Origin of the sequence: Brevundimonas halotolerans (assembly GCF_003730275.1) — a bacterium.
Classification (GTDB): domain Bacteria; phylum Pseudomonadota; class Alphaproteobacteria; order Caulobacterales; family Caulobacteraceae; genus Brevundimonas; species Brevundimonas halotolerans.
Genome location: NZ_QTTA01000024.1, coordinates 78180 through 102505 on the forward strand (window position 1 = coordinate 78180; position 24326 = coordinate 102505).

Sequence of the window (24326 nt, forward strand, 5' to 3'; positions counted from 1 at the left end):
GTCCTGACGAAGGCTGAACGTCACAGGGTCAACGACCCGCCGGGTCAGCGGTTGCGACAGGCCTGCTCCAGCGGGAAGGTGAGGATGAAATCCTGCTCTTCATAGCCGACGGGCATCCGGTAGCGCGGCGGAATCCGAATGGCGCGAAGAATGCTGTCAGACGCGGCCCGACCCGTGGCATCGCTGCGAGGATTCAGGACGCGCGGCGAGCCAATGAGGCGCCCGTCTTCCGACATGCGGACCTGAACCCTCAGGGAAACCTCATCAATGCCGGGCAAGTGGCACGGTGGGTTCCAGTTTGGTGTCACTTGAGTGCCAACCGAATTCAGGTCGGCCCGCCCCATGGCGCGCGGGGCCTGTCCCGCCCCGCTGTCGCCCGTCGAGGGACGGCCCGACGTCGTGCCCCGTTGCGGCCGCTCGGACAGTTCGCCGAGGTTCAGTCCCGGCTCCTCGCGCGGGGGCGTCGGGCGCTGGGGCGGTGACGGCGGCTGGCGGGGCGGTGTTCGGGGTTGCTCCGCCTGGGGCCGGGGCGTCGGACGTGGGGCGGGATCGGGCCGGGGCGTCGGCGGGGCCTCGGGAACCGGCTCGGGCAGGACCTCGGCCGGCAGTTCCGGCGAACTGGACCCGTCCTCGGTGATCAGCTCATCGGCGGGATTGTCGGGCGCGGCGGCCAGCACCGTCATTTCCGACACGATGGACACTGGCACGGTGGCCATCATCTCGCGCGGGGCATCCGCCTCCTTCGGCCAGGCGATCAGGGCCAGGCCGATCACCCCTGCGTGCAGCAGGACCGATCCGAGGAAGGAAGGCGCGCCGTTGGCCATGACTCAGAGGTCGCTCTCGACCGGCTCGGCCGCGGCGGTATTTCCGGCCGTGTCGGTGATCAGGTTCAGCTTGACGAAGCCATTGGCCGACAGCCGCGCCATCACCCGGGCGACCGCCTGATAGGGCACCTGGGCGTCGGCCCTGAGGAACAGCGGCCGCTCGCGGGCATCGGCCCCGCCGTCGTCCAGCACCGCCCCGATCAGGCTGTCGAACGCCACCTCGCGCTCACCCACGAAAATCGTCCCGGCCGAATTGATCGAGACCGTCACCGGTTCCTGCGTGGACTCAACCGCGCTGGCCTCGGTCTCGGGCAGGTCGACGGGCACCGCCACCGTCAGCAGCGGCGCCGAGATCATGAAGATGATCAGCAGCACCAGCATCACATCGACCAGCGGCGTGACGTTGATCTCGCTCAGCGGGCGTTTGCGGGCGCGTCTGCGGCCCCGCACGTGGCCGCCTCCGCCGGGTCCTCCCATGGCCATGGTTCAGAGCTCCCGCGACGGGGGTGCAGCCGGGGCCGGGGACCCCGTGCCCAGCCGCCGGGCGATGGCGGCCTGCAGGTCGTCGGCAAAGCTCTCCAGCCGGCCGGCGAACTTGCCCGCCTCGATCGAAAAGGCGTTGTAGGCGATATAGGCCGGAATGGCCGCCGCCAGACCGATGGCCGTGGCGAACAGGGCCTCGGCGATGGCCGGCGCGACCGTCGTCAGATTGGTGTTCCCGGCCGAGGCGATGGCGTCAAAGGCGTTCATAATCCCCCAAACCGTGCCGAACAGGCCGATGAAAGGGCTGGAGGTCGCCACCACCGACAGCACACCCAGGCCCGTCTCGATCCGCTGGCTTTCCCGCGCAATCAGACTGTCCAGCGCCCGGTCGATGCGCGAGATCAGCAGATGGCTCTGCGCCTCGCTCATCGTCTGGCGGGCGCGGGCCTCGCGCCAGTCGGTAACGGCGGCGACCAGCATGCGCGGCAGGATGGGATCCGGATTCGGCCCCGCCTGATGCGCGATCTCCTCCAGCGACCTGCCGGACGAAATGGCCTTCTCAAACTGGTCCACCTGACGCTTCAGCGCCGCAAAGCGGAACAGCTTGTCGATGATGATGGCCCACGACCAGATCGAGGCGACGGCCAGGCCGATCATCACGGCCTTGACCACCCAGTCGGCGGCCATGAACAATTCCACGGGATTCAGCAGGGAGGCTTCGGCGGGCACGGTCATGGATCGATCCTGGGAACAGCGTCACGCCCTTTGCAGCGTCAAGGCGTGACCATTTGATGGCGGATTAGCGGGCCGGACGCCCGGCGTCATCCCCCTGCAACCGGCAAGGGCGAAAGCCACGGCTGAACTGCGGCGATCAGGGCCGGCGTGGGGCGGGTCGGGCGGCCATCCGGACGGATACAGACCGCCTCGACCCCGGCCCGGCACAGCACCTCTCCCGCTCGCTCGATCCGCTGGGCGATCTGCATGCGCGGCCCCCGCATCGTGTCATAGGTGGTGATGACCTGAAGCGCGTCATCGATCCGCGCGGGCCGCACGAACTCCAGCGTCATCTTCGACACGACAAAGGCCAGCGGGCGCTCTCCGTCCAGCAGCTCGGCATGGCCAATCCCCGCCGCCCTGAGGAAATCGGACCGCCCCCGCTCGAAGAACCGCACATAGGCGCCGTGGTAGACCAGACCGGTGAAGTCCGTGTCCTCATAATAGATGCGCACCGGCAGGATGTGTTCGCGCCCGTCAAAGCGCCCGGCGGTCGGATGATCGCTCATCCTGCGCCTCCTGCACCGGGCACGACGGTGAAATAGCCGGGGCATTCCGCCTCGATCTGGTCGCGGAACTCACCGGGCAGGGGATCGGCGCTGGTCAGCAGCCGGTTGGGCCGCGCCACGAACCGGACCGCGCTGGCCCGGTCGCCGGGCGTCCCGGCATAGCCGCACACCACCCCGGGCGTCCGCCCGTTGGTCATGTCGAACAGTTCAAGCGACGCATCATAGTCCGCCAGTTGCCCCCGCACCCGCTCGACCACCGGCCGGGGCGAAAAGCCACCGGTATCGACCACGCGCCACAGAACCACCGCGCCCAGCAACACAACCGCACCGCCCAGCACCGCAAGGACCCTGTTCACACTGATGCGCCGCGCCATGCCGCCTCCTTGCGGCCAGCATGCAGGCGTTCGCTCCCCGGGTGAAGAGGGGCGGGTGAAGGGCGTCGGCCTATTTCCCCCCGAACAGCCCGCCCTGTTCCGGCGGACGCGGTGGCTCGGCCAGCCCCAGATGGCTATAGGCCCGGGCACAGGCCATGCGTCCGCGCGGGGTGCGCTGGATGAAGCCCTGCTGCAGCAGATAGGGCTCGATCACATCCTCGACCGCATCGCGGGCCTCGGCGATGGCGGCCGCAAGGGTGTCCATGCCCACCGGCCCGCCGCCATAGTTCTCGATCAGGGCCTCCAGGAACCGCCGGTCCAGACTGTCCAGCCCGGCCTCGTCGACTTCCAGCCGCGCCAGCGCCCGCGCCGCCACCAGCCGGTCGATGGATGTGGCCCCCTCGGTATCGGCAAAGTCGCGCACCCGGCGTAGCAGCCGCCCGGCCACGCGCGGCGTGCCCCGCGACCGGGTGGCGATCTCGCGCGCGCCGTCCTCGGCCACGGCCGCCCCCATCTTGCGGGCCGCCCCCAGAATGACCTTCACCAGTTCCTCGGGGCTGTAGAATTCCAGCCTCAGCGGAATGCCGAACCGGTCCCGCAGCGGCGTCGCCAGCAGGCCCGCCCGCGTCGTCGCCCCCACCAGCGTAAACGGCGCCAGATCGATCCGCACCGAGCGCGCCGACGGCCCCTCGCCGATGATCAGGTCCAGCACATGGTCTTCCATGGCCGGATACAGGATTTCCTCGACCGCCGGGTTCAGCCGGTGGATCTCGTCGATAAACAGGACATCGCGCGGTTCCAGATTGGTCAGGATGGCCGCCAGATCCCCGGCCTTGGCGAGGATCGGCCCGGATGTGGCGCGAAAGCCGACGCCCAGTTCCCGCGCCACGATCTGCGCCAGCGTCGTCTTGCCCAAGCCCGGTGGTCCGAACAGCAGCACATGGTCCAGCGACTCGCCCCGCCCCCGGGCCGCGTCGATAAAGACCTTCAAATTGCCCTTGGCCTGCGGCTGCCCGACGAACTCGTCCAGCGTCTGCGGTCGCAACGCACGGTCATAGGTTTCGCCGGGCGTGGCATCGGCCGAGATGATGCGCTCGTCACTCACCGCCCCAGCTCCTGCAAGGCCGCGCGGATGATGGCGGACAGCTCCGCTCCCTCACCCAAGCGGATCAGCGCCTGATCGACCGCCCGACGGGCATTGACCTCGACCACGCCCAGACCCAGCAGGGCCGCCACGGCCTCGCCGGTCAGCGAAGGCGCCGCCGGAGTCGCGGCAACGGGTCCGGAGCCCGTGCCGACCGTCAGGCCTCCGGCACCCAGCGGCTTGCCCTTCAGCTCGGTGACGATGCGCAGCGCCAGTTTCGGCCCCACGCCATTGGCGCGCGCCACAGCGGCCTTGTCCTCGCGCGCGACCGCCGCCGCCAGATCGCCGGGCGGCAACACGTCCAGCACCGACAGGGCCGCCTTTGGCCCCACGCCCTGGATCCCGGTCAGGGTCGTAAACGCCCCCCGGTCGTCCCGGGTCAGAAATCCGTACAGCCGCGGCCCATTCTCCGCCGACCAGCTGCTTTCGATATGGAGCGTCACCTCATCGCCCGGCGCCGGCATCCGCCCCAGCGTCCGCGCCCCGCACGCCACCACATAGCCGACCCCCATACAGTCGATCAGGCAATGGTCGAGCTCGACCTCGGCCAGCACGCCACGCAGTCTGCCGATCATGCGATCCTCCCCAGCGAGCGGAGCGATGCGGGGGAGGGGGACCGCCGCAGGCGGGGGAGGGGGCGGACGGCGGCGCTGGGGGTCGCCCCCTCCACCACTTCGTGGTCCCCCTCCCCCGCTACGCGGGTGAGGATCTTCGCACGCCGCAGCTGGGCGTGGGTGATGGCGACCGCCAGGGCGTCGGCGGCATCGGCCGTCACATCGCCCGCCGCCGGCAACAGCCGTTTGACCATGAAGGCGATCTGGCTCTTGTCGGCGTGCCCGGCCCCGACCACCGCCTTCTTGATCAGGTTTGGCGCATATTCGGCGACGCTCAGCCCACACCGCGCCGGGGCCAGCATGACCGCCGCCCGCGCATGGCCCAGCTTCAGCGTCGAGGCCGGGTTCATATTGACGAACACCTCCTCGATGGCCGCCTCGTCACAGCTGTGGGCGGCACAGATCTCGCCTACCGCCTCCAGCAGATGCAGCAGCCGCTCGCTGAACGGGGCCCGCTCGGGCGGAGCGACCACCCCGTGCGCGATCCAGCGCAGGCGCGATCCCTCGGCCACCACCACGCCCCATCCGGTGCGCCGCAGGCCCGGGTCCAGCCCCAGTATGCGAGTCGGTTCGTTCGCCATCCGTTCTATGTGCCCGAAAGAGGGTTAGGGGGCAATGAACCGATGCGGGCAGTCTCAGTCGTCCCGCGGCGCCAGATCGTAGCCGGTCACGCCCGGGACGGCCTGGATACGCCCTGCGAGGCCGGCGAGGTCGCGCGAACGGACGGTCAACCGCCAGCTCTGGCGGCACAGCTGTCCGTTCTCGATCATCTCCAGCCGGACCCGCTTCAGCCCCGCATCCCCGGCGGTGAGCGCTTCCTCGACCGCCTGTGCCGTGCCCTGGGTCGCGCTCGGCCAGCGAACCTCGACGTCGACCACGGTGCGCTCGGGTACGCTCCGGCTGATCAGCTTCAGGGCGGCCAGGATCGCCAGAGTTGCCAGCGCACCGGCCCAGCCCAGCCAGAACAGGCCGGCGCCGAACAGGATGCCGAGCGCCGACACTGTCCAGAGCGACGCCGCCGTCGTCAGCCCGTGGATGGAAAACCCGGCGCGGAAGATCACCCCGGCGCACAGAAAGCCGATCCCGGTCAGGATTCCGTGCGCCATCCGCGTCGGGTCGGCGATCACCTCCTGGTCCGGAAGGACCGAGAACATCCACGCCCCCTGCGAGGTCGAGGCCAGCATCAGCAGGGTCGAGGACAGGCAGACCAGAATGTGGGTGCGAAAGCCGGCGGCCCGCCCGCGCCATTCCCGCTCAAGACCGATCAGGGCGCCCGCGACAAGGGCGCTGAGGAGCGGCAGGCCATAGGTGAACAGCAAGGTCGTCATCGGGCGAGGCCGCCCCTAGCTGTGGGTGTCGATATAGTCGTCGACGTCCTTGTTGACCGGCTTGACCCCGGTGATGTGCCGGGCCTGGAAGGCGGCATATTTCACGCCCAGATCGTGGCGGTCCTTCAGCGACACATTCCGGCGGAAGTCGGTCAGGCCCTGACGTTCCTCCTCGCCCATGTGCTTGGAGTTGACGACATTGGCCTCGCCCACGGCATCGATCCATTCGCGGCTGCCGACCTTGTGCTGCTCGACGGCCTTCACCGCATCGCGCAGCTTGTTGTGGTCCTCGATGGCGTCCTCGGTCTCGCCCTCGACCGTGCCGTCGTCGGCGTCGTTGGCGCCCTCGCCCTTCTTCAGCAGGTCGGGATAGAAGTGGCGCTCCTCGGCCTCGGCGTGGGCGTCGAGGAAGGCGGCCAGCCGGGTCCAGACCGCCGACAGCGCATCAGTATTGTTCGGGTCGATCTGTTCGATCAGGCCGAACAGGCGGCGTTGTTCGGCGTGGTCATCCAGAATCAGCTGGCAGATATCCATGGGGCCCTCGGGTCAAAGCGTTGCGGTTCGCCCTGACCAACCCATGAAGCCCCCGGTGCGTTCCGGTCAGCCCGCGTACTTGGCCGCGTCCTCGTCCGAGATGTCTTCGTTGGAATAGACGCTCGAGACGTCATCCTCGGCGTCCAGCGCGTCCAGCAGCTTCATCAGCGTGCCGACTGCGTCGCCGGTGACCGGCACCTCGGACTGCGGCTTCCAGACGATGGCGGTCGACTTGGGATCACCCAGGATTTTCGACAGGGCCTCGGCCACTTCGTTCAGGTCTTCAAAGGCGGTCCAGATGGTGTGGCCGGGCGCGTCCTCATAGATGTCGGGCTTTTCCAGATCGCTCTCGACGTCCTGGGCGCCGGCCTCGATGGCGGCTTCCATGATGGCGTCCTCGCTGCCTGCCTCGGCCGGATAGGTGATCTTGCCGACCCGGTCCCACATGAAGGCGACCGAGTTCATTTCGCCCAGCGCTCCGCCGTTCTTCTTGAAGGCCGTGCCGATGTTCGAGGCCGCGCGGTTGCGGTTATCCGTCAGGGCCTCGACGATGATGCCGACACCGCCGGGGCCGCGGCCCTCGTAACGGACCTCCTCCATCGTATCGACGTCGCCCGAGGCCGCCTTGTTGATGGCGCGCTGGATCACGTCCTTGGGCAGGCTCTCGGCCTTGGCGTTGTTGACCGCCAGGCGCAGGCGCGGGTTCATGGCCGGATCTGGCAGGCCCGACTTGGCCGCCACGGTGATGTCGCGCGACAGCTTGGAGAACAGCTTGGACCGCTGCGCATCGGCGCGGCCTTTGCGGTGCATGATGTTCTTGAATTTGGAATGGCCGGCCATGGTCGTCGTCTCGGCAGTCTCAAGGGAAAATGTGAGGCGCGCCGCATAGCCCGGCGCGACCGGCTTGTCACCCGTCAGAGCGTGATGGGCTAGCCACGCAGGCTCTCCAGGAACCCGCGCATTTTGTCATCCACCGGGACCGGACGCTTGGTTTCGCGGTCGACATAGACATGGACGAAATGGCCGACGGCCGCCGCCTCGTCTTCCTTGTTGCGGAACAGGCCGATTTCATAGCGCACCGAACTGGTCCCGACATGGGCCACGCGCACCCCCGCCTGGATCTCGTCCGGGAAGGCCGTCGGCGAAAAATAGCGACAGCCCGTCTCGGCCACCAGACCGATGACCTCCCCCTCGTGGATGTCCAGCAGGCCATTGACCACCAGCAGCCGGTTCACCGCCGTGTCGAACCACGAATAATAGACGACATTGTTCACATGGCCGTAGACGTCATTGTCCATCCACCGCGTGGAGATGGCCTGGAACCGCTTGTAGTCCTCGCGCCGTGTCCGTTCGATCGTGCCTGTCACGCATAGCCTCCCGTTTCTTGTTGGGAGAACGCTCGGGCTTGACGGACGCCGCGTCAAGGCGTCTCGCATGCGGACATGAAAACCCGCGCCGCCATTCTCCGCAGCATGGGGGCCTCCCGCCCCTATGCCGACAGCCGCCCACTCTCGATCGAGACCGTGACGCTCGACCCGCCCGGCCCCGGCGAGGTTCAGGTCCGCATCCGTGCTGCGGGCCTCTGCCACTCCGACCTCAGCGTCATCAACGGCGACCGGCCCCGGCCCCTGCCCATGGCCCTGGGCCATGAGGCGGCGGGCGAGGTCGAGGTGCTGGGCGAAGGCGTCGAGGATCTGGCCGTCGGCGACCATGTGGTCATGGTCTTCATGCCCTCGTGCGGCCATTGCCCTCCCTGCGCCGAGGGCCGTCCCGCCCTGTGCGAGCCGGGCGCCGCCGCCAACGGTCGCGGAGAACTGCTGACCGGCGCACAGAGGCTCCATGCCGGGGATGAGGTCCTGCACCACCATCTGGGCTGTTCCGCCTTTGCCGAGCGGGCCGTGGTCTCGCGCCGGTCGCTGATCCGCATCGACCCGGCCCTGCCGTTCGATCAGGCCGCCCTGTTCGGCTGTGCGGTGCTGACGGGCGTCGGCGCGGTGGTGAATACGGCAGGGGTCCGGCCCGGCCAGTCCGTCGCCGTCGTCGGGCTGGGCGGGGTGGGCCTCGCCTCGGTGCTGGGCGCCCTGGCCTGCGGGGCCTCGCCTGTCGTGGCGGTCGACCTCAGCGAGGACAAGCTGGCGCTGGCCCGGACCCTCGGGCCGGTGCACACCGTCCATGCCGCCGATGCCGACGCCATCGACCAGGTCCGCGCCCTGACCGGCGGCGGGGCCGAAGTCGTGGTCGAGATGGCCGGCTCCGCCCGCGCGCTCGAGGCCGCCTGGAAGATGACCCGCCGCGGCGGTACCACCGTCACCGCCGGCCTCCCCCCTCCGGATGCTGTGCTGCCGGTCAATATCGTCGGGCTGGTGGCCGAGGAACGCACGCTCAAGGGCAGCTATATCGGCACCTGCGTGCCCTCGCGCGACCTGCCCCGCTACGTCGCCCTGTTCCGCGAGGGCCGCCTGCCGGTCGACCGTCTGATGAGCGGCAGCCTGCCTCTGGACCGGATCAACGAGGGCTTCGACCGTCTGGCCGAAGGCTCAGTCGCCCGGCTGGTGGTGACCCTCTGAGGCCTACTCCCAGGTCGCGGGATTGGGCGAATAGGCGTCCATGGCCTCCAGCAGGGTGCCGACCAGATGGCGTTCTTCCTCCGACAGGGCCGGATGCCAGATGTCGAAGATCAGGATGACGCGGTCCGAGGCGCTGTCGTTCATCGCCTCATGCTCGATCGTGTCATCGAACACCCAAGCCTCGCCGCGTTGCCAGTGGCGGGTGTCATTGCCGACCCGGAACCGGCAGCCCTCCGGCACGATCAGCGGCACATGGCAGACCAGCCGCGTGTTCACATAGCCATGGTGCGCAGGGATCCGCGCGCCCGCCTTCAGCTGCGAGAACATGACCTGCGGCGACCGGCCCCGGATCCGGCAGAGCGGCGCATCGGCCAATGCCGCCATCGTCTGCGGACAGCGGGCGGCATAGGCGGTCTCCCGCCCGTCGCGCCACAGGAAGCAGGCGCTCCAGTCCATGCTGTCGATCAACAGGTCGCCGGGCCGCTTGGGCATGTTCGGCATGGTCTGGACATAGGGCGAGAAGGACTCATTCTCCTTGCCCAGCACACCGTTCAGCTCGGCCAGCATGGCATCGGTCGCCGCCTCGACCCCGTCCAGCCAGGGGAAGTCCGCGCGCGGATAGAACTGCGACGCCGGCAACTCCGGATAATAGAAGGCCTTGGGCTGGGGCATGTAGAGGGCCCTGCGGCCAAGGGCCAGATCCAGTGCATGCCGGAACCGCGGGTGCGACCGTTCCTCGTTGAAACCGGCGCCCTGCAACTCCCCCTGCAGGGTCTGCATCATGTCACCGGTCACCCGCTGGCGCAGTTCCCGCGCCCGCGCCAGACCCTCTTTCAGATCGGCGTCAAGCGTCGGCGCGCCTTCCAGAACCCGCATCAGCCCGCCGTAATAGGCATTGGCGTCCCGCAACTCCCCACGCCGGCTCAGGATGTCCCCCTTGACGCACAGGGCCCGGGCCTCGCGCACATCCAGCGACAGGGCTCGGTCGGCCGCAGCCTCGGCACCCGCCTCGTCGCCGGTCTTCAGCAGGGCCTGGGCGTGCAATCCGTGAAGGGCGGGGCTCTCCGTGCCCCGATCCAGAAGGACACGCACAGTGGCGAGGGCCTCTTGCGGGCGTCCGCCGACCAGTGACGCACGCGCGCTGGAAAGGCCCGGGCTCAAATCATCCTGTGTCATGCCTCGTCTCTAGAACGCTCGGGACGTTGTTCCAAGGTTGAGCGCGGGAAGCGGGCCGTCTCAGCGGGCGTCCAGCTTGCCGAACACGCTGTCGAGGTGCGAGCCCATCTTCTTCAGGGCGCCGCCCATGGCCGATTCCAGCGTATCGCCGTGATCGGTCACGGTGACCGGCGCCAGTCCGGTGGGGCGGGCCTCGAGGACGCATCGCTTGTCCCCCGCCGTGTCGCGCGCGCCGTTCTCGTCGCTGAGGTGCATCTCGATACGGGTCAGGCGGGATTGATAGCGCGACAGACGCTGGCGCACCTGATCCTCGGCGTGGCTGATCAGGGCGGCGCTGCCGTCGATGTCATTGGTCGTATTGATCTGAATCTGCATGGAGTTTCCTGAGTGAGAGGGGGCTGGACGACGGCGGCTCAGCGCACCTTGCGCGAGCGTTCCAGCACCGGGCGGTGGCCTTCCGCGTCGAGCGCACCGGAGGGGGCGATGTCTCGCTCATGGGTGGGCTGCATGCCTTCGTCGGCGGTCTGGCCCGGGTCGGGATGGGCGGGCGGGGCGGAATCGGCCTTCAGCTTCATGGCCTTTTCGGCTTCGGCCTTCTGGGCGGCATCGGTCATGGGGAACCTCCTGAATGAGCGGAGCGGCGCGACGCCACCCCTGTCAGAAGGACAACCCCCCAGCCGCCCGACCGTTCACCCGGCCATGCCCGAGTTTAGCAGGGCCTCGACCTGCGCCCGCGTCGGAAGTGAGGGCTGGGCCCCGGCCACGGTGGCCGCGAGGGCCCCGGCCGCACAGGCAAATCTCAGGGCTGCGTCAACCGGCTGCCCTTCCAGAAACGCCACGGTGATCGCCCCGACAAAGGCATCGCCGGCCCCTGTCGCATCGACCGCCTCGACCAGCGGCGCGCCGACCTCGGCCACGACTGCCCCGCGCTTGTACAGGCTGGCCCCCTCGGCGCCGCGGGTGATGACCACCTGACCTCCGCCCGAATGCAGGGCGTCGCCGTAGAAGGCCGCCTCGGTCTCATTGACCACGATCAGGTCACAGCGCCGCAGCAGGGCCTCCGACACCGGCCGCGCCGGGGCCAGGTTGGCGCAGACGAAGCCCGTGGCCCGCCCGACCGCCGCCTCGACCGTTTCGACCGGCAGTTCCAGTTGCACGATCAGCGGGTCCTCGATCCGGGCCGGCAGATGCTCGGGGCGCACCTGATCATTGGCGCCCGAGGCCACCACGATCTGGTTCTCGCCCGAGGGATCGACCGCGATCAGCGCCACGCCCGTCGGCGTACCCTCGGCACTGCCGACGCCCTTCAGGTCCACGCCGGCTTCTTCCAGCAGAACCAGCGCTTCGTCCGACAGGGGCCCTTCGCCGACCGCCCCGATCAGGGCGACCTCGGCCCCCAGCCGCCGCGCGGCCAGCGCCTGATTGGCACCCTTGCCACCCGGATGCCGCGCCAGCACGGCGCCGGTCACGGTTTCGCCTGCGCGCGGCAGGGACGGCGCCGTCGCCACCATGTCGACATTGATCGACCCGACCACCGTGATCCTCATCGCACCGCCTCCGTCAGCAGTTCGAACACCCCGTCGACATCCACACCGGTCGCCCACCGGTGCCGCAGCGGGCCCGCCACGTCCTCCCGGAACTCGACCGCCGTATGGCCCCGGGTCAGGTCGCTCACCGTCTCGACCGCAATATGGCACGGCCGGAGGGTGAACAGATCCGAGCGGATCATCCAGGCCACGGGGCACAGGTCATGGACCGGGGGGGCCTCCCAGCCGACGATCTCGCGCTCGATCCGCTGCGAGAACCGCATCATCGAGGCCGCGGCCCGGGCTGGCTCCGTGCCGAGCGCCTCCAGCCCCGCAATCCGCGCCTCGGTCGCCCGCACCTGATGGGTCACGTCCAGCCCGAACAGGGTGACGTCGCAGGCGCTGGCCAGCACCTCGGCCGCCGCGTCCGGATCGGCCCAGATGTTGAACTCGGCCGAGGCCGTGATGTTGCCGCCCTCGGCGCGCGCCCCACCCATGACCGCCACCGGCCCCAGCCGCCCGGCCAGCCGGGGCTCGGCCCTGAGCGCCAGCGCCAGATTGGTCAGCGGACCCAGCACCGCCAGCGAGACGGTCTTCTCCGGTCGCGCCATGACGATCTCGACGATGGCCTCGACCGCCGTGCCCGGTGCACAGCCGGCTTCGGGCTCGAACGGGACCATGTCGCCCAGCCCCTCGGCCCCGTGAAACTCTCCGGCCCCCATGGGCTCGCGCCGGAGCGGCCGTTCGGCCCCCATGAACACCGGCACATCCCCGCGCCCGGCGATCTGGCGCAGGATGCTGGCGTTCCGCGCGGTCTTGTCGACCGGCACATTGCCGCCGACCGTGGTGATGGCCAGCAGCTCCAGCGCGGGCGTTCCAAAAGCGGTCAGCAGCGCCACGGCATCGTCCACGCCGGGGTCGCAATCGATGATCAGGGAGGTCGGGCTCATCCGCCTACCCCTGCCGCGCGTCGCTCGCGGTGGCAATGTCTGCCAGACACATCCGGACACAGGCCGCCGCCAGCACCTCGGCCGAGTCGACCAGCGGCACAGCCACGTCGCCGACCCCGATCAGCAGGGGCACCTCGGTGCATCCGCCGATCACGACCTCTGCGCCCGCCTCGACCAGCCCTGCCGCCAGGCCGCGCATCAGGCCTTGCGGCCCCGCGCCGACATCGCCCGACTTGACCTGAAACACCGCCTCCAGAAACGTACGCCGCCCGGCTATGTTCAGCCGGACCGGCTCGACCCCGAGCGCCTCCAGCGCCGTGGCATAGAGGGCGTCTCCGCCCGGCGTAGCCAACACGCCGATCCGTCTGGCACCGCCGCGCGCCGCCTCTGCTGCGGTCTCGGCCACCATGTCAATGAAGGGCAGGCCACTGGCCCGGATGGCATCGGCGTGGGCGTGGGCGGTGTTGCACGGCATGGCCAGCACCTCGGCCCCCATGTCGCGCAGCCGTGCGGCCATCTCGCCCAGCACCCGCTTCGCCCCCGGCTCATCGCGGTGACGGTTGGGCACCTGCGGGTTCATGTCCATCAGCACGCGGATATGATCCTCGTCACAGGTGGCGGGCGTCAGGGCCTGCAGCCGCGCCAGAAAGGCGACCGTCGCCGCCGGGCCCATACCGCCCAGAACCCCCAGCACCTTCATCCGCGTCTCCCGCTCGCCGCTTGCCAAATCGCTACGACCTCGCCCTTATGCCCCGGGGACGAGGGAGATGACCATGCCGATCGAAGACGCCGCCAGCACTGCGCTGATCACCAATGACGCCGTGGTGCTGGGGCTGCTGGCCGTCATCCTCGGCGCAGTCTTCTGGGCCTCCAGTCGCCAGAGCGTCTGGGTGCAGCGCTTCTTCACCGTCATTCCGGCCCTGCTGCTCTGCTACTTCCTGCCGTCGCTGCTGACGACCTTCGGCGTCGTCGATCCCGAGGAGTCGCAGCTCTACTATATCGCCTCACGCTATCTGCTGCCGGCGGCGCTGGTGCTGCTGACGGTCTCGGCCGACCTGCCCGCCGTGTTCGGCCTGGGGCCCAAGGCGCTGATCATGTTCCTGACCGGCACCGTGGGGGTGATGATCGGCGGCCCGGTCGCCCTGCTGCTGACAAGCTGGGTCGCGCCCGAGCTGATGGGCGCGGGGCCCGAAGCCATCTGGCGCGGCATGGCCACCGTCGCCGGCAGCTGGATCGGTGGCTCGGCCAACCAGACTGCGCTCTATGAGATCTACGGCGCCGGGCCCGACACCTTCTCGATCTGGATCGCGGTCGATGTGATCGTCGCCAACATCTGGATGGCGGTCGTCCTGTTCATCGCGGCCAACCAGCGCATGTTCGACAAGCTGTTCCGGGCCGACACCACCGCCGTCGACCGGGTGCGCCACAAGGCCGAGGCCTATGAGGCCGAACACGCCCGCATCCCCCTGCTCAAGGATCTGATCTTCATCCTCGCGGTCGGGTTCGGAGCGGTCGGCCTGTCGCACGCCGTCGCCGATCCGCTGGCCGGCTGGTTCGGCGAGACCTGGCCCCTCGCCCAGCGGCTGTCGCTGGATTCCAGCTTCTTCTGGCTGGTGCTGATCGCCACCGTCATCGGCGTGCTGCTGTCCTTTACCCCGGCGCGCAAGCTGCAGGGGCCGGGCGCGGCCAAGGTCGGCTCGGTCTTCGTCTATGTGCTGGTGGCGACCGTCGGCCTGAACATGAACATCGGCGCCATCCTCGACAGCCCGGTCTATTTCCTGATCGGCGGCGTGTGGATGCTGATCCACGTGGCCCTGATGTTCGCCATGGCCTTCCTGATCCGTTCGCCCAGCTTCTTCCTCGGCGTCGGCTCCATGGCCAATATCGGCGGCGCAGCCTCGGCCCCGGTCGCGGCCGCCGCCTTCCACCCGTCGCTGGCCCCGGTCGGCGTGCTGCTGGCCGTGGTCGGCTATATCATCGGCACTGCAGCGGCCTGGTTCACCGGTCTGGTCATGATGCAGATCGCGGCGGGCGTGGCTTAGGTCGCCCCTACAGCCCCGCGCCCACCACGCTCTCGTAGCCGAACAGCCCTTGCGCACCGCCGGTGTGCAGGAAGACCAGCGTCTCGCCCTTGAACCGTCCGGCTCTTGCGAGCGCGATCAATCCCTTCATCGCCTTGGCAGAATAGACCGGGTCCAGCACGATCCCGTCGGTCCGGGCGGCCAGCTTCAGGGCGTCGATCACGCCCTGATCGACCAGACCATACCCCTCGCCGACATAGTCGCAGTCGGCCACCACCTGATCCCGGGAGACCCGCCCCGCGTGACCGAGCAGGGCGGCGGTCTCTTCGGCCAGTTTGAAGACATTGGCTTCCTGCCGGTCCTTCGGCGCGCGCACGCCGATGCCCAGCACCGGGACGTCGGCCCCCATCACCGCCAGTCCGGCGACGAGGCCGGCGTGAGTGCCCGCACTCCCGGTCGCGGTCACGATCCGGTCTATGCGCAGGTCCAGCTCATCCGCCTGCACCACGATCTCGCGGGCGCAGTCGACATAGCCCAGCGCCCCCACCGGGTTCGACCCCCCGCCGGGGATGACGTACGGTTTGCCACCCCGCACTCGCACGTCGGCCGCCGTCGTCTCGAGTTCGGCGACCATGTCGCTGCCGGCCGCAACGGTCCTGAGCCCGGCGCCGAACAGCCGGTCCAGCAGCACATTGCCGTTGGCCAGATAGTCGTGCGCGGTCGACCCTGTGCGCGCTTCCAGAATGATCTCGCAGTCCAGACCGTGGGCCGCCGCCGCCGCCGCCGTCTGGCGCACGTGGTTCGACTGCACCGCCCCCTGGGTCACAAGCGTGTCCGCCTCCTGCTCGAAGGCATCGCCCAGCAGGAACTCCAGCTTGCGGGTCTTGTTGCCGCCACCGGCCAGCCCTGTGCAGTCGTCGCGCTTGATCCACAGCTCGATGCCCAGTTCCTCGGACAGGCGCGGCAGGGGCTCGAGCGGAGTCGGCAGATGCGCCAGACGCACACGAGGGAAGCGGGCCAGATTCATGGAGTTGCTCCGTAAGGTGGGAAGGGCTCAGGCGCGGCCGCCGGTACCGGACAGACGGGCGGCATCGACCCCCAGACCGGCCAGGGCTCGCGTCCATTTGGTCTCGTGGTCGTCGTCGAACACCATGTCGGTGTCGGCTTCGGCCGTCAGCCAGATGTTCTCGGTCAGTTCGGCCTCCAGCTGGCCCTCGTCCCAGCCGGCATAGCCCAGCATCAGGCGCGAGCGGCGCGGGCCCGTCACCGGGTCGGACATGGCGATCAGCACGTCGCGCGTGCCCGTCAGCGCCAGACCATCGCCGAAGGCCAGACTGGTGCCGTCGGAAATCCAGTCGTCCGTGTGCAGGACAAAGCCGCGTTCGCGCTCGACCGGTCCGCCGGCCAGCACCGGGGCTTCATAGCCCTCGGTCGGGGGCGGCAGATCCAGCTTTTCCAGCACGGTCGACAGGTCGATTCCCATCAGCGGCTGGTCGATCCGAACCCCCATGGCGTGGTCGGGCCCGTGGGCGCACACAAGGATCACCGCCTGGCGAAAGCGGTCGTCATCAATGCCGGGCATGGCGATCAACAGGCGACCGGCGAGGGAGGAAAAGCCGTCCATGGTTCGATCATCGGGCCTGCCCCCGCCGCGCGCAAGGGCACAGTTTCGCGCATCTTGCCGGATCGGCCCTTGGCCCGGACCCGTGGCGTGTCTATCTGGTCAGGAACGGCCCGACCGGCCCAAACCTCCAGCGGAGACTTTCCCATGACAATCAACACCGGTGACCGCCTGCCCGAAGCGACCCTGATGAAGGCCACCTCCGAGGGGCCCAAGCCGGTCAATGTCTCTGAGATCTTCAACGGCAAGACCGTGGCCCTGTTTGCCGTGCCCGGCGCCTTCACCCCGACCTGTTCGGCCCGCCACCTGCCCGGCTTTGCCGAAAACCTGGAAACGCTGAAGGCCAAGGGCGTCGATACCGTGGCCTGCGTCTCGGTCAATGACGCCTTCGTCATGGGTGCCTGGGCACAGTCGCAGGACGGCGCCGACAAAATCCTCATGCTGGCCGACGGCAATGGCGAGTTCACCCGCGCGGTGGGCCTGACCATGGATGCCAAGGGCTTTGGCATGGGCGAGCGCTCGCAGCGCTATTCCATGCTGGTCAAGGATGGCGTGGTCGAGCAGCTCAACATCGAGCAGGGCGGCGAGTTCAAGGTGTCGTCCGCCGAACACCTGCTGGGCCAGCTTTAAGCCACAGCCTCCACCCGGTCCGACGCCGAGCCCTGGATCGTTTCGCCGTTCATGACGTGATTGACCGCGCCAAGCAGGGTGGCGGGCGTGATCGGCTTGGGCACGAAATAGGTCATGCCGGCGTCGGCACAGGCGGTGATGTCGTCCGGGCTGGTATCGGCGGTCACCGCGATGACCGGCACCTGGGCATTGGCATTGTCCGAAGCGCGCAGGCGGCGGGTGGTCTCGCGGCCGTCCAGTTCGGGCATGCGCACGTCCATGAAGATCAGGTCGAAGCTCTGGGCATCACAGGCCTTCAGCGCCGCCATGCCGTCGGCCGCCGTCGTCACGTCACAGCCCAGCGGCTGCAGGATCAGCTGGATGGCGCGGCGGTTGATATCGTGATCGTCGACAACCAGCACCCGCATGGGGGCGTCATCTTCCTCGACATCAACACCGGCGGCGTCGACGGTTTCGACCGCATCGATGTCGGGCACGGCGTCGGCTTCGACACGCTCGGCATGAACTGATGAAGGCTCGACCCGTGCTTCCTCGCGCGGTTTCGGTGCCGCCGGTGCCGGGGCGGGCAGGCCACCAAGGGCACGCGCCACCACTTCGCGGCCGGCGCGGTCCAGCGTCGGCAGGTCCTGACTGTCGGACAGGGCGCGCGGGAAGCTGACAGCCACGGTAAAGCTGGAGCCCGCGCCCGGCTGACTCCGCGCGGTCAGGCGACCGCCCATCAGTTCGGTCAGATGGCGACTGATCGCCAGCCCCAGCCCGGTGCCGCCATGGCGGGCGCTGACGCCCTCGGTCGTCTGGTCGAAGGGCTGGAACAGGCGGGTGATCTGGGCCGGGGTCATGCCGGGCCCGGTATCGCGCACCTCGATCAGCACGGCGTGGCCGGACGGCTCCTCGTCCCACACCGAAAGCTTCAGGGTGATGCTGCCGCTGTCGGTGAACTTCACCGCATTCGAGATCAGGTTGTTCAGAACCTGCCGCAGACGCATGGCGTCGCCGCGCACATGCGACGGCACCTGGGCGGCGCCCTCGATCCGCAGTCTCAGCCCCTTGGACGCGATCGGCCCCTGCCACAGACGCGCCGTCTGGGCGATCAGCGAGCGCAGGTTGAAGTCATTGACCTCGACCGTCATGCCCCCGGCCTCGATCTTGGCGTGATCCAGCAGGTCGTCCAGCAGGGACTTCATCATCAGCCCTGCATCGGTGATCAACTGGGCCTGATTGCGCGCAGTCCTGTCGGTGGCGCCGTCCTGAAGCACGCCCGCGCCGGCCAGGATGGCACTGATGGGGGTGCGCAAGTCATGCCCGACGGCGGCGAGGAACGCCTGCCGGCTCTCCATGACCCGTTCCGCCTCAACCCGGCGGCGTTCGGCGTCCAGACGCGCGGCTTCCTCGGATTTGCGCGCGGTGTCCATGCGCTGCCATGTGCTGAGGCAGTAGGTCATGAAGACGGCGATGGCGATGGCGACTGCCGTGGCAAAGGCTGCCGAGGCCCCGAAAATCATCATGAAGACGGGGGTGACCGCGAGGTAGAGGAACTGGGGTGCAATGCTCAGCGCCAGCACAGTCCGCGACCGGGGCGCGTTGACCACGGCATAGATGGCCCCCGACGAAAGCAGGATGGCGGCACAGACGCCGCCCATTGGCCCGCCGACCAACCACAGCGGGACAGACAGGCTACCGAAGTATGCCGCGTTCAGCACCAGCATTACGGCGGCGGCAACGAACCTTGCGGGACCCAGAGACCGGGCGCGCCCGCCATTGACCGGCCCGAACACCCACAGGTCCAGCACCTGAACCAGGAAATAGCCCGCCACCCACAGAGCCGAAAAGTCCCAGCCCAGGATCGGACTGAAGACAAGCGCGCTCGCGGCGCCCATGCCCAGACGCTGCAGCAACGCCTTTCGGCGCTGCCGGATCGCTTCGACCCAGCCTGACGACAAGTCGGCCGCTGTCATGGCCATTCGCATCCCCGAGTGCGGGCTTTGAGCCCTTTGCACCATAGTGACGCGGCAGCCCTAACGCTCCGTCAACGCGCGGTGCCGACGGCCTCGGCAACTGTGGAAAATCCGTCGGCGCGCAGGCGGGCGGCCAGATCGGCCTTGATCCGCCGGACCAGACCGGGCCCTTCGAAGATCAAAGCGGAGTACAGCTGGACCGCGCTGGCCCCCGCCCGGATGCGGGCATAGGCCTCGGCGCCATCCGGGATGCCGCCGACCGCGATCAGGGGCAAGCGCCCGGCCGAGGCTTCGACCGCTGCCGCCAATGCCATGGCGGCGCGGGCCTGAAGCGGGGCGCCCGACAGGCCTCCGGCCTCACCGGCGTGGGTGGATTTCAGGGTGTCGGGCCGGTCGAGGGTGGTGTTCGACACGATCAGCCCGTCCAGTCCGTAGGCGAGACTCGCCTCCACGATCCGGCCGATGTCCTCGCCCGACAGGTCCGGCGCGATCTTCAGGAAGACAGGCCGGTCCACGGGCCTCGCGGCCTTGATCCGCGCCAGCAGCGGCTCCAGTGCCTCGACGGTCTGCAGCCCCCTCAGGCCGGGCGTGTTCGGCGAGGACACATTGACCGTCATATAGTCGGCCCGTCCGCCCAGCCGGCGCAGTCCGGTCTCATAGTCAGCGATGCGGTCCTCGGCATCCTTGTTGGCGCCCAGATTGGCCCCGACCACCACGCCCGGCGGGCGCCGGTCCAGCCGTGCAGCAAAGGCCTCCAGCCCGTCATTGTTAAAGCCCATGCGGTTGATGACGGCGCGATCTTCTTCCAGCCGGAATAGGCGCGGGCGGGGATTGCCGGCCTGCGGGCGGGGGGTCACCGAGCCGCACTCGACAAAGCCAAAGCCCAGCCCCGCCAGACCCCGGATGGCCACCGCATTCTTATCGAGCCCCGCCGCCAGACCGACGGGATTGGACAGGCTTAGCCCGGCCACCCCGGTCTTGAGGATCGGGTCGTCGCGAGTCGCAGAAAGGGGCAGATATTTCAGCCCCGCGATGGCCAGGTCATGGGCGCGCTCGGCGTCCAGTCGCCGCAACAGGGCCGTGCCGGCATCCAGCAGGCTCACGCGCCGGCCTCCATGCTCAGTCGGCCTTCCGCATCAACGTGACAGGGCTCGACCGACCGCACGGCCGACAGGGGCAGCGGCACATACAGATGCGGGAACAGGTCCCCGCCCCGTGACGGCTCCCAGCGCAGAGCCTCGTCCGGCAGGGCGGCAAGAGTGGCGGTGTCGATCGTCACCTTCAAGAGGTCGGGCAGGCCGGTGAAGTGCCGCCGCGCGGTCTCATCCAGCTGGTCGGCGGTCGACATGTGGATGTAGCCGTCGCGCACGTCGACGGCCGACCCGGGGTAGGCCCCGTCGACCGTCGCGACCTGCCAGTCCTCGGCATCCACCAGCTTGTAGATCACCTCTGGCCCGGTCACGCCGCCGCCTCGGCGTCGTCGGGGCGGATCAGCCCCTCCAGCGCATAGCGCTCGGCCGCATCGACCGAAAAGATCGCCGCCATGCCGGTCGGAAAGCCACTGCTAAGCCGCTCAAGAACCGACGGCGCCGCCGCCCCCTCCATCAGCAGTTCGACCGCCAGCTGGTGGATGCCGGGGTTGTGTCCGATCAGGATCAGACACCCCGCTGAGTCCATCTCGGCCTCGATGCGGGCGCGCAGGATATCGGGGTCCGCTTCATAGAGGTCATCGATGATCGCAACCTCGACATCCCCGAGGCTGTCATGGACAATATCCCAGGTCTGGCGGGTCCTCGCTGCGCCCGACACCAGCGCCCGGTCAGGCTTCAGCCCGCGGGTCGCAAGCGCCTTGCCGACGCGGGCGGCATCGTCGCGACCGCGCGCCGCGAGGGGACGGTCCTTGTCCCGGCCGGAGGGAGAGCCGCGTTCGGCCTTGGCGTGGCGCATCAGGATCAGTCGGTGCATGGCCACGATCTAGGCGTGTTCGCCCGGCTGGGCCAGAGCCCGGCTTGCGCCGCGCCCCGCCGGAGAGGGCTGAAGGGCCGCCCCCCTTAGCGGCACGCGCTCGGCCGCCCCGACGGGCTGGACCCGCGCATAGGCATGCCGTGTCGCTTCCAGCAGGATCAGTCCCGCCGCCCCCGGCACCACCCGGCGGCCGATCTGTTCGAAGCCGTCTGCCATGCCGTAGAGCGCCGGCCAGGGCGGAACGTAAAGGGTCTGCGACCAGGCGGCGGGCTCCAGCCCCACCTCGCGCACCAGCTTCTCGAGCTGGCGCCGCGTGAACGGACGACCATGACCAAAGGGCGTGTTCTCGGCCCGGGCCCAAAGGCCGCCGCGGGCCGCAGCGACAAGGATGATCCGACCGGCGGGGGTCAGGACCCGGATCGCCTCGGCCATCAGCGCCCGGACGTCGTCGGCTTCCTCGAGGGCATGAACCACCAGCACGCGGTCGAAACTGCCAGCGGAGAATGGCAGCGCCCGGTCGTCGACCAGCACCGAGCGGTTGCGGGCGCCCCGCGGCCAGGCCTCGACCCCCTGTCCCGACGGCATGGCGGCGATCAGACGGCGCGCACCGACGAAGGCGCCGAGCCAAGGCGTGGCATAGCCCAGACCCAGGACATCACAGCCGTCGGCTTCGCCCCAGGCGGCGTCCAGCCGCTCGGCCAGCAGCCGTCGGACCAGTCGCCCCGACGGCTCGCCGTAGAACAGTCTCAGATCCTCAATGGCCATCCGCATGGTCACAGGATAGCCCCGGACGCTGCCGCCCTGCTAGAGTCCTTGCCATGACCCTAGATGTGCACCTGTTTCCCTGCCTGTCGGACAACTATGGCCTGCTGGTCCGCGACCCGGCCACCAGCACGGTCGCCGCCATCGACACGCCCGATGCCGGTCGCATCCTTGAGGAGCTGGAGGGGCTGGGCTGGGGTGGTCTGAACCTGATTCTCAACACCCACTGGCATCCGGATCACACAGGCGGCAATGCCGCGCTGAAGGCGGCCACCGGCTGCGTCATTCATGGACCGGAGGAAGTTCGCCGGGCTGCGCCGCTCGATCATGTCATCGCCGATGAGGACATTGTGTCCGTCGGCCAGACCCGGCTGCGGGTGATCGCGACACCTGGGCATACCCTCGGTCATGTGGTGCTGCACGACGCCGAAGGACGCACGGCCTTTGTCGGGGATGTGCTGTTCACCCTCGGCTGCGGTCGCCTGTTCGAGGGCACGCCCGATCAGATGTGGGCCAGCCTGTCGGCCCTGATGGACTGGCCGGATGAGACGGTGATCTGGTGCGCCCACGAATATACCGCTTCCAACGCCCGGTTCGCGCTGAGCGTCGATGACCGGCCCGAGTTGCGCGTCCATGTCGAGGGATTGATGCGTCAGATTGAGGCGGGTCAGCCGACCGTTCCGACCACATTGGGCTCCGAGCGGCGGTTCAATCCGTTCCTGACGGCAGGCGATGCCGCAACCTTCGCTGAACGGCGCGCAGCCAAGGACCGCTTTCGCGGCTGAGCTACTAGGTTTCCGAGATGACCCGCACGATACGGGCCGAGGACGGACGCCCGGCAAAACCGGCATCGGGATCAATCACAATACGCAGCGTGCCCCGCGAAAAGCTGACCTGACGTGGCCCGACGTCGGTGATGATGATCATCCTGACCCTGGACACATCCCGGCGCAGACTGGGCGAGCGGGCCATGCGGACAATGGCGTCGACCGCCGTCGACAGGGCATCGGTCGCCACCGATTCAGAGCCTGGCTGGATATTCATGTCGACCACGATCAGCTCGCCGACCGCACGCGTGGCCCGGTCGCTCTGGCGCAGGATGAAGTCCATCAGCTGAAACGCCGTCAGCGTGGGGGCCAGAAGTTCCGGCGCCGGCCCGGCCAGCGACACGGGCGCGCCTTGGGGGGCCGCCGTCGTATAAAGGGTCATGCCGCCATTGGGAGTGACCCTCAGAACCTGATCACCGGCGTCATTGCGAAAGATCACATCGCCGCGCGGGGCGGGCGACGGGCGCAGCACCCAGACCTCGGTGGAGCGGTCGAACCGCATCAGGGTGCCGGTGTTGGAGCGGTCGAGAATGAACCCTTGGCCCGTCTCGGACACATAGCGGCCACTGTCAGGCAGGCTGGTGGTCGGGCCGCGATCTCGCTGGGCGCGCGCATCCTCGCTCTGGAAGTTTGCAGAGACCTGGGCATGGCCGGGCAAGGCAAGGCACAGCCAGCCGAAGACCATCACCCCCGCCAGTACGGCAAGGGGTGCCGGTCGCCGTATCGCTCCGACCTGTCTCCCGCTTCTCATGGATTGAGGGATGACTCCCCACCCCGGCAGATTTTAGGCAAGGGCCTGCTCAGCCGACCAGATACTGACCGCCGTTCAGGGATAGGGTGCATCCTGTGACATATCCGGCACGTTCACCGGCCAGCCAGGACACCATGTCGGCGATCTCCTCGCCCTTGCCCAGCCGTCCGACCGGGATCTGGGCGATGATGGCATCCAGGACCTTCTGATCCATGGCGCCGACCATTTCCGTATCGATATAGCCTGGGGCGATACAGTTGACGGTCACGCCCTTTCGCGCATTTTCCAGCGCCAGCGCCTTGGTGAAACCGATCATGCCGGCCTTGGCGGCGGAATAGTTGGTCTGGCCGATCTGACCCTTCTGGCCGTTGATCGAGCTGATGTTGACGATCCGGCCAAAGCCCCGGTCGCGCATGCCGGTGATGACCTGACGCGTCATGTTGAACACCGAGTCCATGTTCACGCGGATCACATCGGACCACTGGTCGGCGGTCATCTTGTGAAAGAAGCCGTCGCGGGTGATGCCGGCATTGTTGATCAACACCTCGATCGGACCCAGTTCGGCCTCGACTTCCTGAACGGCGCGGGCGCAGTCGTCGAACGAGCCGACATTGCCCTTCACCACCATGACGCCCAGTTCCTTCGCCGTGGCCTCGGCCGCCTCGGCATTGCCGGAATAGCCGGCCGCCACGGCCATGCCGTCTTCCTTCAACCGTTGAACAATCGCCTTGCCGATGCCCCGGGTTCCCCCGGTGACCAGTGCCACTCGTGCCATATGAATTCCTTGCGTTTCCGGGCGGGGGGCGTCTCTCCCGCGCCCCTCCGTCATCCAAGCCTTAACGAAACGCGGGGTTCCCGGCTAGGTGTCGAAGCTATGAAGGTTGTTCACCCGGGGGTGGGCTGAGAAGCTGGGGTTGCGAAGCACCAACCTCAACCGAAGAGTTCCCCGGATGAACGTACACAAGAATGCCCGTCTGACGCCGTCGGGTCG

The 24326-nt window shown here is 68.6% G+C and carries 30 protein-coding genes and 1 pseudogene; 4 read left to right on the forward strand and 27 right to left on the reverse strand.

The features are described 5' to 3' along the window. Positions 1-44: 44 nt before the first annotated feature. From EG854_RS12885 to EG854_RS12940, 12 genes and pseudogenes are all read right to left on the reverse strand, one after another. Complete coding sequence (locus EG854_RS12885; protein ID WP_123288533.1) at positions 45-824, reverse strand: hypothetical protein; 780 nt, start codon at positions 822-824, stop codon at positions 45-47. A 3-nt stretch (positions 825-827) separates the two neighbouring features. Further along, the gene (locus tag EG854_RS12890) at positions 828-1307 is read right to left on the reverse strand and encodes an ExbD/TolR family protein (protein ID WP_123288534.1); all 480 of its coding nucleotides are present in this window, start codon (positions 1305-1307) and stop codon (positions 828-830) included. Positions 1308-1310: 3 nt separating this feature from the next. Continuing rightward, positions 1311-2042, reverse strand: coding sequence for a protein TolQ (gene tolQ / locus EG854_RS12895; protein ID WP_123288535.1), 732 nt, complete (start codon positions 2040-2042; stop codon positions 1311-1313). A gap of 86 nt (positions 2043-2128) precedes the next feature. Then, a complete protein-coding gene (locus EG854_RS12900; RefSeq protein ID WP_123288536.1) occupies positions 2129-2590 on the reverse strand; it encodes a YbgC/FadM family acyl-CoA thioesterase in 462 nt (153 codons plus the stop codon). Continuing rightward, positions 2587-2964, reverse strand: coding sequence for a hypothetical protein (locus tag EG854_RS12905; RefSeq protein ID WP_123288537.1), 378 nt, complete (start codon positions 2962-2964; stop codon positions 2587-2589). Before EG854_RS12905 ends, EG854_RS12900 begins: the two co-directional genes overlap by 4 nt. 70 nt (positions 2965-3034) lie before the next feature. Further along, complete coding sequence (ruvB, locus tag EG854_RS12910; protein ID WP_123288538.1) at positions 3035-4069, reverse strand: Holliday junction branch migration DNA helicase RuvB; 1035 nt, start codon at positions 4067-4069, stop codon at positions 3035-3037. Continuing rightward, on the reverse strand, positions 4066-4683 hold the full coding sequence (gene ruvA, locus EG854_RS12915; RefSeq protein WP_123288539.1) for a Holliday junction branch migration protein RuvA: 618 nt from the start codon (positions 4681-4683) through the stop codon (positions 4066-4068). The genes ruvB and ruvA overlap by 4 nt, the downstream gene beginning before the upstream one ends. 128 nt (positions 4684-4811) lie before the next feature. Beyond that, positions 4812-5303, reverse strand: a pseudogene (ruvC, locus tag EG854_RS12920) (crossover junction endodeoxyribonuclease RuvC); the annotation flags it as partial. A gap of 54 nt (positions 5304-5357) precedes the next feature. Beyond that, on the reverse strand, positions 5358-6050 hold the full coding sequence (locus tag EG854_RS12925) for an MgtC/SapB family protein (RefSeq protein WP_123288540.1): 693 nt from the start codon (positions 6048-6050) through the stop codon (positions 5358-5360). Positions 6051-6065: 15 nt separating this feature from the next. Continuing rightward, a complete protein-coding gene (locus EG854_RS12930) occupies positions 6066-6584 on the reverse strand; it encodes a hemerythrin domain-containing protein (protein ID WP_123288541.1) in 519 nt (172 codons plus the stop codon). 66 nt (positions 6585-6650) lie between these two features. Further along, positions 6651-7424 carry a YebC/PmpR family DNA-binding transcriptional regulator gene (locus EG854_RS12935; RefSeq protein WP_123288542.1) on the reverse strand — a complete coding sequence of 258 codons (774 nt, stop codon included), beginning with the start codon at positions 7422-7424 and terminating at the stop codon, positions 6651-6653. A gap of 89 nt (positions 7425-7513) precedes the next feature. After that, complete coding sequence (locus EG854_RS12940) at positions 7514-7951, reverse strand: acyl-CoA thioesterase (protein ID WP_241153286.1); 438 nt, start codon at positions 7949-7951, stop codon at positions 7514-7516. Positions 7952-8026: 75 nt separating this feature from the next. Here EG854_RS12940 and EG854_RS12945 point away from each other — a divergent pair, with 75 nt between their 5' ends. After that, the gene (locus EG854_RS12945) at positions 8027-9151 is read left to right on the forward strand and encodes a zinc-dependent alcohol dehydrogenase family protein (RefSeq protein WP_123288544.1); all 1125 of its coding nucleotides are present in this window, start codon (positions 8027-8029) and stop codon (positions 9149-9151) included. Between the two features lie 3 nt (positions 9152-9154). Here EG854_RS12945 and EG854_RS12950 read toward each other — a convergent pair whose 3' ends face one another. The 6 genes from EG854_RS12950 to cuyB all read right to left on the reverse strand — a co-directional run bounded on the left by EG854_RS12950 (position 9155) and on the right by cuyB (position 13503). Then, a complete protein-coding gene (locus EG854_RS12950; RefSeq protein ID WP_123288545.1) occupies positions 9155-10327 on the reverse strand; it encodes an aspartyl/asparaginyl beta-hydroxylase domain-containing protein in 1173 nt (390 codons plus the stop codon). Between the two features lie 60 nt (positions 10328-10387). Continuing rightward, positions 10388-10702: an HPF/RaiA family ribosome-associated protein gene (locus EG854_RS12955; RefSeq protein WP_123288546.1), complete on the reverse strand. Its 315-nt coding sequence runs from the start codon at positions 10700-10702 to the stop codon at positions 10388-10390. Positions 10703-10740: 38 nt separating this feature from the next. After that, positions 10741-10941 (reverse strand): hypothetical protein, encoded by a 201-nt coding sequence (locus EG854_RS12960; RefSeq protein ID WP_123288547.1) that lies wholly within the window; start codon positions 10939-10941, stop codon positions 10741-10743. 75 nt (positions 10942-11016) lie between these two features. Continuing rightward, entirely contained in the window at positions 11017-11874 is an 858-nt protein-coding gene (locus tag EG854_RS12965; RefSeq protein WP_123288548.1) for a ribokinase, read from the reverse strand. Next, on the reverse strand, positions 11871-12803 hold the full coding sequence (locus tag EG854_RS12970; RefSeq protein ID WP_123288549.1) for a nucleoside hydrolase: 933 nt from the start codon (positions 12801-12803) through the stop codon (positions 11871-11873). The genes EG854_RS12965 and EG854_RS12970 overlap by 4 nt, the downstream gene beginning before the upstream one ends. A 4-nt stretch (positions 12804-12807) precedes the next feature. Next, positions 12808-13503 (reverse strand): cysteate racemase, encoded by a 696-nt coding sequence (cuyB, locus tag EG854_RS12975; protein ID WP_123288550.1) that lies wholly within the window; start codon positions 13501-13503, stop codon positions 12808-12810. Positions 13504-13576: 73 nt separating this feature from the next. Between cuyB and EG854_RS12980 the strand changes: the two genes are divergently transcribed. Beyond that, on the forward strand, positions 13577-14845 hold the full coding sequence (locus EG854_RS12980; RefSeq protein WP_123288577.1) for a DUF819 family protein: 1269 nt from the start codon (positions 13577-13579) through the stop codon (positions 14843-14845). Between the two features lie 7 nt (positions 14846-14852). Here EG854_RS12980 and cuyA read toward each other — a convergent pair whose 3' ends face one another. After that, a complete protein-coding gene (gene cuyA, locus EG854_RS12985) occupies positions 14853-15851 on the reverse strand; it encodes a D-cysteate sulfo-lyase (protein WP_123288551.1) in 999 nt (332 codons plus the stop codon). Positions 15852-15878: 27 nt separating this feature from the next. Beyond that, a complete protein-coding gene (locus EG854_RS12990; RefSeq protein WP_123288552.1) occupies positions 15879-16448 on the reverse strand; it encodes a YqgE/AlgH family protein in 570 nt (189 codons plus the stop codon). A gap of 144 nt (positions 16449-16592) precedes the next feature. Between EG854_RS12990 and EG854_RS12995 the strand changes: the two genes are divergently transcribed. Further along, the gene (locus EG854_RS12995) at positions 16593-17075 is read left to right on the forward strand and encodes a peroxiredoxin (RefSeq protein ID WP_123288553.1); all 483 of its coding nucleotides are present in this window, start codon (positions 16593-16595) and stop codon (positions 17073-17075) included. On the opposite strand, the gene EG854_RS13000 is transcribed toward EG854_RS12995, so the two are convergent. From EG854_RS13000 to EG854_RS13020, 5 genes are all read right to left on the reverse strand, one after another. Continuing rightward, on the reverse strand, positions 17072-19030 hold the full coding sequence (locus EG854_RS13000; RefSeq protein WP_241153287.1) for an ATP-binding protein: 1959 nt from the start codon (positions 19028-19030) through the stop codon (positions 17072-17074). The genes EG854_RS12995 and EG854_RS13000 overlap by 4 nt on opposite strands. A gap of 71 nt (positions 19031-19101) precedes the next feature. Next, entirely contained in the window at positions 19102-20133 is a 1032-nt protein-coding gene (locus tag EG854_RS13005; protein WP_123288555.1) for a quinone-dependent dihydroorotate dehydrogenase, read from the reverse strand. Beyond that, complete coding sequence (locus EG854_RS13010; protein ID WP_123288556.1) at positions 20130-20492, reverse strand: DUF952 domain-containing protein; 363 nt, start codon at positions 20490-20492, stop codon at positions 20130-20132. Before EG854_RS13010 ends, EG854_RS13005 begins: the two co-directional genes overlap by 4 nt. Next, a complete protein-coding gene (locus EG854_RS13015; RefSeq protein WP_123288557.1) occupies positions 20489-20995 on the reverse strand; it encodes a SixA phosphatase family protein in 507 nt (168 codons plus the stop codon). The genes EG854_RS13010 and EG854_RS13015 overlap by 4 nt, the downstream gene beginning before the upstream one ends. A 9-nt stretch (positions 20996-21004) precedes the next feature. Next, positions 21005-21766: a class I SAM-dependent methyltransferase gene (locus EG854_RS13020; protein WP_123288558.1), complete on the reverse strand. Its 762-nt coding sequence runs from the start codon at positions 21764-21766 to the stop codon at positions 21005-21007. Positions 21767-21813: 47 nt separating this feature from the next. Between EG854_RS13020 and gloB the strand changes: the two genes are divergently transcribed. Then, complete coding sequence (gene gloB, locus EG854_RS13025; protein ID WP_123288559.1) at positions 21814-22542, forward strand: hydroxyacylglutathione hydrolase; 729 nt, start codon at positions 21814-21816, stop codon at positions 22540-22542. Positions 22543-22546: 4 nt separating this feature from the next. On the opposite strand, the gene EG854_RS13030 is transcribed toward gloB, so the two are convergent. Together EG854_RS13030 and phbB are read right to left on the reverse strand one after the other, a co-directional pair. Further along, the gene (locus EG854_RS13030; RefSeq protein WP_241153288.1) at positions 22547-23269 is read right to left on the reverse strand and encodes a DUF4908 domain-containing protein; all 723 of its coding nucleotides are present in this window, start codon (positions 23267-23269) and stop codon (positions 22547-22549) included. 115 nt (positions 23270-23384) lie between these two features. Continuing rightward, entirely contained in the window at positions 23385-24110 is a 726-nt protein-coding gene (phbB, locus tag EG854_RS13035; RefSeq protein WP_123288561.1) for an acetoacetyl-CoA reductase, read from the reverse strand. Between the last annotated feature and the right edge of the window lie 216 nt (positions 24111-24326).

What these genes read in the sequence shown, in the direction of transcription:
- EG854_RS12935 (WP_123288542.1), bottom strand. Translation starts at nt 7,424, where the DNA reads ATGGCCGGCCATTCCAAATTCAAGAACATCATGCACCGCAAAGGCCGC.
- EG854_RS12950 (WP_123288545.1), bottom strand. Translation starts at nt 10,327, where the DNA reads ATGACACAGGATGATTTGAGCCCGGGCCTTTCCAGCGCGCGTGCGTCA.
- gloB (WP_123288559.1), top strand. Translation starts at nt 21,814, where the DNA reads ATGACCCTAGATGTGCACCTGTTTCCCTGCCTGTCGGACAACTATGGC.
- EG854_RS12885 (WP_123288533.1), bottom strand. Translation starts at nt 824, where the DNA reads ATGGCCAACGGCGCGCCTTCCTTCCTCGGATCGGTCCTGCTGCACGCA.
- EG854_RS12960 (WP_123288547.1), bottom strand. Translation starts at nt 10,941, where the DNA reads ATGACCGATGCCGCCCAGAAGGCCGAAGCCGAAAAGGCCATGAAGCTG.
- EG854_RS12965 (WP_123288548.1), bottom strand. Translation starts at nt 11,874, where the DNA reads ATGAGGATCACGGTGGTCGGGTCGATCAATGTCGACATGGTGGCGACG.
- EG854_RS12905 (WP_123288537.1), bottom strand. Translation starts at nt 2,964, where the DNA reads ATGGCGCGGCGCATCAGTGTGAACAGGGTCCTTGCGGTGCTGGGCGGT.
- EG854_RS12980 (WP_123288577.1), top strand. Translation starts at nt 13,577, where the DNA reads ATGCCGATCGAAGACGCCGCCAGCACTGCGCTGATCACCAATGACGCC.
- EG854_RS13000 (WP_241153287.1), bottom strand. Translation starts at nt 19,030, where the DNA reads ATGACAGCGGCCGACTTGTCGTCAGGCTGGGTCGAAGCGATCCGGCAG.
- EG854_RS12995 (WP_123288553.1), top strand. Translation starts at nt 16,593, where the DNA reads ATGACAATCAACACCGGTGACCGCCTGCCCGAAGCGACCCTGATGAAG.
- ruvA (WP_123288539.1), bottom strand. Translation starts at nt 4,683, where the DNA reads ATGATCGGCAGACTGCGTGGCGTGCTGGCCGAGGTCGAGCTCGACCAT.
- EG854_RS12890 (WP_123288534.1), bottom strand. Translation starts at nt 1,307, where the DNA reads ATGGCCATGGGAGGACCCGGCGGAGGCGGCCACGTGCGGGGCCGCAGA.
- EG854_RS12925 (WP_123288540.1), bottom strand. Translation starts at nt 6,050, where the DNA reads ATGACGACCTTGCTGTTCACCTATGGCCTGCCGCTCCTCAGCGCCCTT.
- EG854_RS12970 (WP_123288549.1), bottom strand. Translation starts at nt 12,803, where the DNA reads ATGAGCCCGACCTCCCTGATCATCGATTGCGACCCCGGCGTGGACGAT.
- EG854_RS12900 (WP_123288536.1), bottom strand. Translation starts at nt 2,590, where the DNA reads ATGAGCGATCATCCGACCGCCGGGCGCTTTGACGGGCGCGAACACATC.
- EG854_RS12945 (WP_123288544.1), top strand. Translation starts at nt 8,027, where the DNA reads ATGAAAACCCGCGCCGCCATTCTCCGCAGCATGGGGGCCTCCCGCCCC.
- phbB (WP_123288561.1), bottom strand. Translation starts at nt 24,110, where the DNA reads ATGGCACGAGTGGCACTGGTCACCGGGGGAACCCGGGGCATCGGCAAG.
- cuyA (WP_123288551.1), bottom strand. Translation starts at nt 15,851, where the DNA reads ATGAATCTGGCCCGCTTCCCTCGTGTGCGTCTGGCGCATCTGCCGACT.
- cuyB (WP_123288550.1), bottom strand. Translation starts at nt 13,503, where the DNA reads ATGAAGGTGCTGGGGGTTCTGGGCGGTATGGGCCCGGCGGCGACGGTC.
- EG854_RS12955 (WP_123288546.1), bottom strand. Translation starts at nt 10,702, where the DNA reads ATGCAGATTCAGATCAATACGACCAATGACATCGACGGCAGCGCCGCC.
- EG854_RS13030 (WP_241153288.1), bottom strand. Translation starts at nt 23,269, where the DNA reads ATGGTCTTCGGCTGGCTGTGCCTTGCCTTGCCCGGCCATGCCCAGGTC.
- EG854_RS13015 (WP_123288557.1), bottom strand. Translation starts at nt 20,995, where the DNA reads ATGCACCGACTGATCCTGATGCGCCACGCCAAGGCCGAACGCGGCTCT.
- tolQ (WP_123288535.1), bottom strand. Translation starts at nt 2,042, where the DNA reads ATGACCGTGCCCGCCGAAGCCTCCCTGCTGAATCCCGTGGAATTGTTC.
- EG854_RS13020 (WP_123288558.1), bottom strand. Translation starts at nt 21,766, where the DNA reads ATGCGGATGGCCATTGAGGATCTGAGACTGTTCTACGGCGAGCCGTCG.
- EG854_RS12990 (WP_123288552.1), bottom strand. Translation starts at nt 16,448, where the DNA reads ATGGACGGCTTTTCCTCCCTCGCCGGTCGCCTGTTGATCGCCATGCCC.
- EG854_RS12930 (WP_123288541.1), bottom strand. Translation starts at nt 6,584, where the DNA reads ATGGATATCTGCCAGCTGATTCTGGATGACCACGCCGAACAACGCCGC.